Annotated in this window: 6 protein-coding genes; 5 read left to right on the forward strand and 1 reads right to left on the reverse strand. The window is 55.3% G+C overall.

The genetic code is table 11. The features are described from left to right. Window positions 1-269: 269 nt before the first annotated feature. The 4 genes from metA (at window position 270) to aceK (ending at window position 6,180) form a co-directional block, all read left to right on the forward strand. Entirely contained in the window at window positions 270-1,199 is a 930-nt protein-coding gene (gene metA, locus PMI17_RS19515; RefSeq protein WP_007891827.1) for a homoserine O-succinyltransferase, read from the forward strand. Between the two features lie 264 nt (window positions 1,200-1,463). Further along, window positions 1,464-3,062, forward strand: a complete 1,599-nt coding sequence (aceB, locus tag PMI17_RS19520) for a malate synthase A (RefSeq protein WP_007891830.1) — start codon at window positions 1,464-1,466, stop codon at window positions 3,060-3,062. A 16-nt stretch (window positions 3,063-3,078) separates the two neighbouring features. Beyond that, complete coding sequence (gene aceA / locus PMI17_RS19525; protein WP_007891833.1) at window positions 3,079-4,380, forward strand: isocitrate lyase; 1,302 nt, start codon at window positions 3,079-3,081, stop codon at window positions 4,378-4,380. Window positions 4,381-4,446: 66 nt separating this feature from the next. Next, a complete protein-coding gene (gene aceK, locus PMI17_RS19530; RefSeq protein ID WP_007891834.1) occupies window positions 4,447-6,180 on the forward strand; it encodes a bifunctional isocitrate dehydrogenase kinase/phosphatase in 1,734 nt (577 codons plus the stop codon). On the opposite strand, the gene iclR is transcribed toward aceK, so the two are convergent. Further along, window positions 6,177-7,010 carry a glyoxylate bypass operon transcriptional repressor IclR gene (gene iclR / locus PMI17_RS19535; protein WP_007891835.1) on the reverse strand — a complete coding sequence of 278 codons (834 nt, stop codon included), beginning with the start codon at window positions 7,008-7,010 and terminating at the stop codon, window positions 6,177-6,179. The genes aceK and iclR overlap by 4 nt on opposite strands. 198 nt (window positions 7,011-7,208) lie before the next feature. Here iclR and metH point away from each other — a divergent pair, with 198 nt between their 5' ends. Next, the gene (metH, locus tag PMI17_RS19540) at window positions 7,209-10,892 is read left to right on the forward strand and encodes a methionine synthase (protein ID WP_036621923.1); all 3,684 of its coding nucleotides are present in this window, start codon (window positions 7,209-7,211) and stop codon (window positions 10,890-10,892) included. Window positions 10,893-11,014 lie beyond the last annotated feature (122 nt).

The following is an 11,014-nucleotide window of genomic DNA, read 5'->3' on the forward strand; positions in this document are numbered from 1 at the left end:
GGCTTTTTTACGTCTATATTTCTATAAAGATGCAGTGTTTTAGTGCAATTTTCAGCGAAAATTACAGCTAAATAGTCAAAAACCAGATCATACTACCCAATAACCCATCAAATATTAATAATCTTGCTGCTCTTCGTCCCAATTTCCACCTAAAGCTGAAACATTTTCATAAACCGCATGAAGACTCGACATTCACAGCATACCAGGCTAATGTCGGGCATCTGGATGTCTAAACGTTTATACGGTTGTAAGAAAGAGGTGAGCAGGTTATGCCAATCAGAATTCCCGACGAATTACCGGCAGTGAATTTTTTACGTGATGAAAATGTCTTTGTCATGACGTCATCGCGCGCCAGTGTTCAGGAAATTCGTCCACTTAAAGTGCTGATTCTTAACCTGATGCCAAAGAAGATCGAGACGGAAAACCAGTTCCTGCGGCTGTTATCAAACTCGCCGCTGCAGATTGACGTACAGCTGCTGCGTATTGATAGCCGCGAGTCGCGCAACACCCCGACCGAGCATCTGAACAACTTCTACTGCAACTTTGAAGACATCCAAAACGATAATTTCGATGGGCTAATTGTCACCGGTGCCCCGCTGGGACTGGTTGATTTCAATGATGTAGCCTACTGGCCGCAGATTCAGCGCGTGCTGCACTGGGCAAACGAACATGTCACATCGACGCTGTTTGTTTGTTGGGCGGTACAGGCGGCATTAAACATTCTGTATGGCATTCCTAAGCAGACGCGACAGAACAAATTATCCGGTGTTTATGAGCATCAGATCCTTCATCCGCATGCACTGCTAACGCGTGGTTTTGACGACACTTTCCTGGCGCCACATTCACGCTATGCAGATTTCCCCAGCCAGTTAATTCGTGACTACACCGATCTCGAGCTGTTCGCCGAAGCGGAATCTACTGGCGCCTACCTGATGGCGAGTAAAGACAAGCGCTTAGCATTTGTTACCGGCCATCCTGAGTATGATGCGCTGACGCTTTCTGGCGAATATCATCGTGATTATGATGCGGGCTTACATCCGGAAGTGCCGTTCAACTACTTCCCGCAGGACAATCCTGAACTGCCACCGCGCGCCACCTGGCGCAGCCATGGCAATCTGCTGTTCTCGAATTGGCTCAACTACTACGTTTATCAGATCACGCCGTTCGATCTGCGTCGTATGAATCCCACGCTCGAATAAATCCAACGCCTCGTTTTATCCTGCCGCGATAGTCGAAAGCTATCGCGGTTTTTTTTTGCCTTCTGTATCTAGTGGAATCTATTGCCTTTAATTCGATGAATTAAATTATACAAATATCAATGTCATAAATGCCATCTAATATAAAAATGGAAATAGTTTTTGAAAATAAAATAAAAACCATTATGCTCTGATCTTGCAGGTTAAAAAACACCCTACATCCGGATCCTATCGTTAGACGATGGATCAACTCAGGAGGCAGCCCGCATGACAGACTCGGTTATCAGCAATACGCTAACCTTTAGCCAGCCCTTTACCCACGCGGAAAAGCAGCTGCTTACCCCGGAAGCGATCGATTTTATCCATTCACTGGTGGTGCGTTTTGCACCTGAGCATGAGCGTCTGCTGAAAGCACGCCAGCAACGCCAGCAGCGCTACGACCAAGGCGAACTACCTGGATTTAATTCGGAAACCACTTCCATTCGTGAAAATGAGTGGCAGGTGCGGCCAATTCCCCCGCTGTTGCAAGATCGTCGTGTGGAGATCACCGGTCCGCCGGATCGCAAAATGGTGATCAACGCGCTCAATGCGAACGTCAACGTCTTTATGGCCGACTTTGAAGATTCGCTGGCACCGACCTGGCAGAAGCTGATTGATGGACAATTGACGCTACGCGATGCGGTTAAGGGTACGCTGAGCTTTACCAGTGAAACCGGCAAGATCTACCAGCTGCGCGCCAACCCGGCGCTGCTGATGTGCCGTGTACGTGGTCTGCATCTGAATGAAAAGCATGTTGAGTGGCGCGATCGAGCCATTCCCGGCGGGCTGTTTGATTTCGCGCTCTACTTTTTCCACAACGTTGAAGCGCTGGGGGAGAAGGGCCATGCGCCATGGTTCTATTTGCCGAAAACCGAGCATGCGGCTGAAGTGGCATGGTGGCGTGAGATCTTCCGTTTCAGTGAAGATCGCTTCGATCTGCCACGCGGCACGATCAAAGCCACGGTATTGATCGAAACGCTGCCCGCGGTATTTCAGATGGATGAGATCCTGTGGGAACTGCGCGATCACGTGGTTGGGCTCAACTGTGGCCGCTGGGATTACATCTTCAGCTACATCAAAACGCTCGGACAACATCCCGATCGCATCCTGCCGGACCGCCAGCAAATCAGCATGGACCAACCATTCCTGGATGCCTATTCCCGCCTGCTGATCAAAACCTGTCATCGCCGCGGCGCGCTGGCGATGGGCGGCATGTCAGCGTTGATTCCTAGCAAAGATACGGAACGCAATTTATGGGTAACGCAGAAGGTGCAGGAAGACAAAACGCGTGAAGCCGGCAACGGTCACGACGGCACCTGGGTGGCACATCCCGGTCTGGCAGACATTGCGATGGAAGCATTTGACCGACAGCTCGGCGATAAGCCCAATCAACTGCATGTTACGCGTGAGCAGGATGCGCCAATCACCGCAGAACGTTTATTGGCACCGTGTCGCGGCAAGCGCACCGAAGCGGGCATGCGCGCTAATATTCGCGTGGCGCTGCAATATCTGGAAGCCTGGATCAGCGGCAATGGCTGCGTACCGATTGATGGCCTGATGGAAGATGCCGCCACTGCTGAAATCGCACGTACTTCGATCTGGCAATGGATTCATCACAAACAGATTCTCAGCGATGGTCAGCCGGTAACGGTAGCGCTTTTCGAACGCCTGCTGGAAGAAGAGTTAGCTGCGTTGCAGCAAACCCTTGGCGCAGAACGTTGCCGCAACGGACGTTTTGAGGATGCCGCCGCGCTGATGGCGCAAATCACCACCGATAACCAACTGGTTTCTTTCCTCACTCTGCCAGGCTACCGCCTGCTGCCTTGAACCCGGAGATATGGCTATGAATCGTACGCAACAGATCAAACTGCTGGAATCGAGCTGGAACGATGCACGCTGGGAAGGCATTACTCGTCCGTACAGTGCTGAGGACGTTATCAACCTGCGCGGCTCGGTGAATCCAGCCTGCACGCTGGCGGAACGCGGCGCCACCAAACTGTGGTCGTTGCTTAATGGCGAATCCAGCAAAGGCTACATCAATAGCCTCGGTGCGCTGACCGGCGGTCAGGCGGTGCAGCAAGCAAAAGCAGGCATTGAGGCGATTTACCTCTCAGGCTGGCAGGTGGCGGCCGATGCCAACCTCGCCGGGCAGATGTATCCCGATCAGTCGCTGTATCCGGTGAATTCGGTGCCAAACGTGGTGGAACGTATCAACCAAAGCTTCCAGCGCGCCGATCAGATTCAGTGGGCCAGCGGCGTCTCGCCAGACGATGAAGACTTCATCGATTACTTCCTGCCGATTGTGGCCGATGCGGAAGCCGGTTTTGGCGGCGTGCTCAATGCTTTCGAACTGATGAAATCGATGATACAGGCCGGTGCCGGTGCGGTGCATTTTGAAGACCAGCTAGCGGCAGTGAAAAAGTGCGGACACATGGGCGGCAAAGTATTAGTACCGACGCAGGAAGCGATTCAGAAACTGGTGGCGGCACGTCTGGCGGCTGACGTAATGAACGTGCCGACGGTATTAATTGCGCGCACTGATGCCGATGCCGCCGATCTGATCACGTCCGACTGCGACCCGCGCGATGCGACATTCATTACCGGTGAGCGCACTGCCGAGGGCTTCTTCCGCACGCACGCAGGTATTGAGCAGGCGATCAGTCGCGGGCTGTCCTATGCACCTTATGCCGACGTGCTGTGGTGTGAAACCTCGACGCCGGATCTCGAGCTGGCGCAGCGTTTTGCCGATGCAATTCACGCGCAGTACCCCGGCAAACTGCTGGCCTATAACTGCTCGCCGTCGTTTAACTGGAAGAAGAATCTCGACGATCGCACTATCGCACGTTTCCAGCAGGCGCTGAGCGACATGGGCTATCGCTTCCAGTTTATTACGCTGGCCGGCATTCACAGCATGTGGTTCAACATGTTCGATCTCGCGCACGCCTATGCGCAGGGCGAAGGCATGCGGCATTACGTGGAAAAAGTGCAGCAGCCGGAATTTGCGGCGCGCGACAAAGGCTACACCTTCTCGTCGCATCAGCAGGAAGTGGGGACCGGCTACTTCGATCGCATCACCAACGTGATTCAGGGCGGACAATCCTCAGTAACTGCATTAACCGGTTCCACCGAAGCCTCGCAGTTCTAATCTCACACCGATACTGCCTTTGTAGGGTCGCCATTTATGGCGACCGTTTCCCCCGGAGCGTTGCCAATGACACCGAGAGAATCGTTAATCGGCCACACCATTCTGCAGGGTTTTGACGCGCAGTATGGTCGCTTTCTGGATATTACTGCCGGCGCACAGCAGCGCTTTGAACAGGCTGACTGGCACGCGGTGCAGCAGGCGATGAAAGCGCGTATTCATCTCTACGATCACCACGTTGGCTTGGTTGCCAATCAACTGCGCATTCTCAATGATACTTCGGACTGGGATGAAGCTTTCTGGCTGCGCGTCAAAAGTCATTATGAAACCCTGCTGCCTGGCTATCCGCGCCACGAAATTGCCGAGAGCTTCTTCAATTCGGTCTATTGCCGCTTACAGGGCCACCGCCATTTGTCGCCCGAACGCTTGTTTATCTTCCCGTCGCAGCCTTACGCGCCAGCACCCGTTGCACAGCGCCCGCTGTCGCGCCTGTATCGCCCGCAGCAGAATTGGCAGGAGACATTGCGTCAGGTGCTGAATGACATGCCGCTGCGCCTAACGTGGCAGGATCAAACGCGCGATATCGGCTGGATTGTGCGTCATCTGCATGAGCAGTTTGGCGCCGCGCAGCTGGCAAACGCGACGCTGGATGTCGCTAGCGAGCTGTTTTATCGCAACAAAACCGCGTGGATTGTGGCGCGGCTGCAGCTCAATGATGGCATGGTGCCCTGCTTGTTGCCGATCCAGCGTGATGATGCCGGACGCTTGTGGATCGATACCTGTCTGACCGATAGCGATGATGCCAGCATCGTGTTTGGCTTTGCGCGCGCCTACTTCATGGTTTACGCGCCGGTGCCTGCTTCTCTGGTAGCGTGGCTGCAACCGATTTTGCCGGGCAAAACTGTGGCTGAGCGCTACATGGCGATTGGCTGTCAGAAGCACGGTAAAACCGAATGTTATCGTGAATACCTGCACTATCTGGCGCACAGCGAGGAGGATTTTACCGTCGCGCCCGGCATTCGCGGTATGGTGATGATGGTGTTCACGCTGCCGGGTTTCGATCGCGTATTTAAAGTGATTAAGGACCGTTTCGCGCCGCAAAAGGAGGTCACCGATGCGCAGGTGCGTGACTGCTATCGCATGGTCAAAGAGCACGATCGCGTCGGACGCATGGCGGATACGCAAGAGTTTGAACACTTTGCATTGCCGCGCGCGCGTATTCCTGCCGAGCTGATGGCGGAGTTTGAGCGCGATATTCCGCAGAAGCTGGAAGTACGTGACGATGTGGTGATTATTCGCCACTTGTGGCTGGAGCGCCGCATGGAGCCGCTCAATCTGTGGCTGGCACAGGCGACGCCAGAGCAGCGGCAGCATGCGATTGGCGAGTACGGCGATGCGATTCGCCAGCTGGCGGCGGCGAATATTTTCCCCGGCGACATGCTGTTCAAAAACTTTGGTATGACGCGCCATGGCCGCGTGGTGTTTTACGACTACGACGAGATTCGCCCGATGAGTGAGTTGGTGTTCCGCGATGTACCGCAGGCGCGTTATGAAGAGGATGAACTGCAGGCCGAACCCTGGTACAGCGTCGGCCCGGATGACGTGTTCCCGGAAACCTTCCGCTATGCGCTATGCAGTGAACCGGCGACCGGTAAATTACTGCAGGCGCTGCATCCACAACTGTTTGATCCCAACTGGTGGCGCGCGCTGCAAACGCGCATCCGCGCAGGGCATATTGAAGAGGTGATTGCCTGGCGCGCGAGCCAGCGTTTCAGCGCGCGCTATGCTGCGGTGGCCGCTTAACGGCCAGAATAGGTTTGCGTCACCTGTTTGGCGGCGCGAATCACCAGCGCACCCAGTTCGGTGATGCGGTCGTCTGTCATGCGTGCAATCGGGCCGGAAATGGAGATTGCCGCGAAGGGTTCGCCATGCTCGTCATAGATCGGCGCAGCGACACAGCGCAGGCCTAGCGCGTGCTCCTCGTCATCATGGGAGAAGCCCATCTTACGAATCAGCGCCAGATTTTCCTTCAGGCTGTGCGGCGAAATCAGCGTCTTCGGCGTGTAATGGTGCAAACCTTTTTGATGCAGCAGCGCTGTTACTTGCTCATCGCTCAGATGTGCCAGAAATGCTTTGCCGGCGCCGGATGCATGCATCGGCAGCTTACCGCCAATGGGTGCGGACATCCGCATCAGCTGCGTGCACTGCACCTGATCGATGATCACCGCCTGATAATCGCTGAGATCCAGCACCGCCAGATTCACCGTCTCACCGGCATCTTCCATCAGCTTGCGCAGCAGAGGATGCACAATCGCCAGCAGATTGCGGCTCTGCAGGAAGCTGCTGCCGACCACAAAGGCGTGCGAACCAATGGTCCATAACCCTAAGTCGCCCACCTGATGGACAAAGCCTTGTTGCTGCATGGTGGTGAGCAGGCGATGCGTGGTGGAGTTGGGTAAACCGGCCTGTTGTGCCAGTTCGGTGAGCGCCACGCTGCCGTGGGATTCGGCAATCAACTCCAGCAGACGCAGGCCGCGCGTAAGAGATTGAACTTGCCCGCCAACGGGCGCGCTGGTGGTCGTGGTGGTGGCACGCGGTTTCTTGCCGCGTTTTACGGGCGCAGGGGTTGCCATAACTTCTCCACAATCGCATTAATTATGGAAACCATTTTCGTTTTTAATGGTACGAATGCAAACGTTCGCTTTCTGGTCGGATCTGTTAGGCATCATGGCTGAAAATGTCTCATCTGAGCTGACTTTTGCTCATCTTAAAGATATGCCAGTATGTCTGGCTGGCATATTAGCCAACGCAATGACGTGGACGGGGCAACAGTGAGCAACAAAACAGAAATGCTGCAGCAGCAGCTGGCGCAACGCATCATGATTCTGGACGGTGGCATGGGCACCATGATCCAGAGTTATAAACTGAGCGAGCAGGATTTTCGTGGCAGCCGCTTTGCCGACTGGCCGTCCGATTTGCAAGGTAACAACGATCTGTTGGTGCTCACCAGGCCGGATGTGATTCGCGAAATCCACGATGCCTATCTCGCCGCGGGCGCGGATATTCTGGAGACCAATACCTTTAACTCCACCACCATTGCGATGGCGGATTACGCGATGGAAGCGCTGTCGGCGGAGATTAACTTCGAAGCCGCCAAACTGGCACGTGCCAGCGCCGATGCCTGGACGGCAAAAACACCGCATCGTCCACGCTACGTGGCGGGCGTGTTGGGCCCGACCAACCGCACCTGTTCTATCTCTCCGGATGTTAACGATCCCGCTTATCGTAACGTCACCTTCAATCAGCTGGTGGAAGCCTATCGCGAATCCACACATGCGCTGATCGCTGGCGGTTCTGATCTGATCATGATCGAAACGGTGTTCGATACGCTGAATGCCAAAGCGGCGATTTATGCGGTGCAGGCCGAGATGGAAGCGATGGGCGTTAAGCTGCCGCTGATGATCTCCGGCACCATCACCGATGCCTCCGGTCGTACGCTCTCCGGTCAAACCACCGAAGGTTTCTATAACTCGCTGCGCCACGCCGAGCCGCTGTCATTTGGTCTTAACTGTGCGCTGGGGCCGGACGAACTGCGTCAATATGTGGCGGAGCTGTCGCGCATTGCCGAAGGCTACGTCACCGCGCACCCGAACGCCGGTTTGCCCAATGCCTTTGGTGAATACGATCTTGATGCCGCCATTATGGCCGAGCAGATTGGTGAGTGGGCACGTGCCGGATTCCTCAATATTATCGGTGGCTGCTGCGGTACCACGCCGGAACACATCGCGGCGATGGCGGCTGCGGTGGAAGGCGTTGCGCCGCGCCAGCTGCCAGAGATTCCGGTGGCTTGTCGCCTGGCGGGCCTGGAACCGCTCAACATTCACGCCGACTCGCTGTTCGTCAACGTTGGCGAACGTACCAACGTCACCGGCTCGGCCAAGTTCAAGCGCCTGATCAAAGAAGAGAAATACAACGAAGCGCTGGATGTAGCACGTCAGCAGGTGGAGAGCGGTGCGCAAATCATTGATATCAACATGGATGAAGGCATGCTGGATGCGGAAGCGGCGATGGTGCGCTTCCTCAATCTGATTGCCGGTGAACCGGATATTGCGCGTGTGCCGATCATGATCGACTCCTCAAAATGGGAGGTCATCGAGAAGGGCCTGCAGTGCATTCAGGGCAAAGGCATCGTTAACTCCATCTCGATGAAAGAGGGCGTTGAACCTTTCATTGAGCACGCGCGGAAAGTGCGTCGCTACGGCGCGGCGATGGTGGTGATGGCGTTTGACGAAGTCGGCCAGGCGGATACGCGCGCGCGCAAAATCGAAATCTGTCGCCGCGCCTACAAGATCCTCACCGAAGAGGTCGGTTTCCCGCCAGAAGACATCATTTTCGATCCGAATATTTTTGCCGTTGCCACCGGGATTGAAGAGCACAACAACTACGCGATGGACTTTATCGGCGCCTGTGCCGACATCAAGCGCGAATTGCCGCATGCGATGATATCTGGCGGCGTCTCCAACGTATCGTTCTCGTTCCGCGGCAATGAACCGGTGCGTGAAGCGATTCACGCGGTGTTCCTCTATTACGCCATCCGTAACGGTATGGATATGGGCATCGTCAATGCCGGACAGCTGGCGATTTACGACGATCTGCCGGCCGAGCTGCGCGACGCTGTGGAAGACGTGGTTCTTAACCGCCGTGATGATGGCACCGAGCGCCTGCTGGAGCTGGCGGAGAAATATCGCGGCAGTAAAAGTGACGGCGAGCAGGAGAAACAGCAGGCCGAATGGCGCAGCTGGGACGTGGTAAAACGTCTGGAATACTCGTTGGTGAAAGGCATCACCGAGTTTATTGAGCTGGATACCGAGGAAGCGCGTCAGGCATCTGAACGCCCGATCCAGGTGATTGAAGGCCCGCTGATGTCCGGCATGAACGTGGTTGGCGATCTGTTCGGCGAGGGCAAAATGTTCCTGCCGCAGGTAGTGAAATCGGCGCGCGTGATGAAGCAGGCGGTGGCCTATCTCGAACCTTACATTCAGGCCAGCAAAGAGGCCGGACGCAGCAACGGCAAGATCGTGCTGGCGACGGTGAAGGGCGATGTGCACGACATCGGCAAAAACATCGTTGGCGTGGTGCTGCAGTGTAATAACTACGAAATTATCGACCTCGGCGTGATGGTGCCGAGCGACAAAATCCTTAAAACCGCGATTGCCGAGAACGCCGATATTATCGGGCTTTCTGGGCTGATTACGCCGTCGCTGGATGAAATGGTTAACGTGGCGAAAGAGATGGAGCGCCAGGGATTCACTATCCCGCTGCTGATTGGCGGCGCCACCACCTCGAAGGCGCACACGGCGGTGAAGATTGAGCAGAATTACAGCGGTCCAACGGTCTATGTGCAGAACGCCTCGCGCACCGTGGGCGTGGTGTCATCGTTGCTCTCCGCTACGCTGAAAGAAGATTTCGTGGCACGCACGCGCAAAGAGTACGACACGGTGCGTATTCAGCATGCACGTAAAAAGCCGCGCACGCCGCCGGTCAGCCTGCAAACCGCGCGCGATAACGACTACTCCATTGATTGGGAAAGCTATACGCCGCCGGTGCCGCATCGTCTCGGCGTGAGCGCAGTGCAAGCCAACATTGAAACGCTGCGTAATTACATCGACTGGACGCCATTCTTTATGACCTGGTCGCTGGCGGGGAAATATCCGCGCATCCTGGAAGATGAGGTGGTGGGCGAAGAGGCAAAGCGGCTGTTTGCCGATGCCAACGCGATGCTGGATATGCTGAGCACCAGCGGCACACTCAATCCTCGCGGCGTGGTGGGGATTTTTCCGGCTAACCGCGTCGGCGATGACATTGAAATCTATCGCAATGAGAACCGCAACGAGGTGCTGTGCGTGAGCCATCATCTGCGTCAGCAGACCGAGAAAACCGACTTTGCTAACTATTGTTTGGCCGACTTCGTGGCGCCGAAATCCAGCGGTAAAGCCGATTACCTCGGCGCGTTTGCCGTTACCGCTGGAATTGAAGAGGATGCGCTGGCCGAGGCCTATGACAAACAGCACGATGATTACAACAAAATCATGGTGAAAGCGGTGTCGGATCGTCTGGCGGAAGCCTTTGCCGAGTATCTACACGAGCGGGTGCGCAAGGTGATTTGGGGCTTTGCCGCCCATGAAAATCTGAGCAACGAAGAGCTGATTCGCGAGAACTATCAGGGCATTCGTCCCGCGCCGGGCTATCCCGCTTGTCCGGAACATACCGAGAAAGCGCCGATCTGGCAGCTGCTGGATGTGGAAGCCAATACCGGTATGAAACTGACCGAATCTTTCGCTATGTGGCCAGGTGCGGCGGTTTCCGGCTGGTATTTCAGTCATCCTGACAGTAAATATTTTGCCGTGGCGCAGATTCAACGCGACCAGGTAGAAGATTACGCGGCGCGTAAAGGGATGAGTGTGACCGAAGTTGAGCGCTGGCTGGCGCCGAATCTGGGTTATGACGCGGATTAATATTCGGTAACGCGCAATAAATTGCGCCGCTACGGTATGTGCACCTATCCGTAGCGGCGCGATTTATCGCGTAATGCCGATCAGTTAAGCGCTGAGCGACTTTCGTTCGCCATCGGCTGGGG

This window comes from Pantoea sp. GM01 (assembly GCF_000282675.1).
Taxonomy (GTDB): Bacteria; Pseudomonadota; Gammaproteobacteria; order Enterobacterales; family Enterobacteriaceae; genus Pantoea; species Pantoea nemavictus.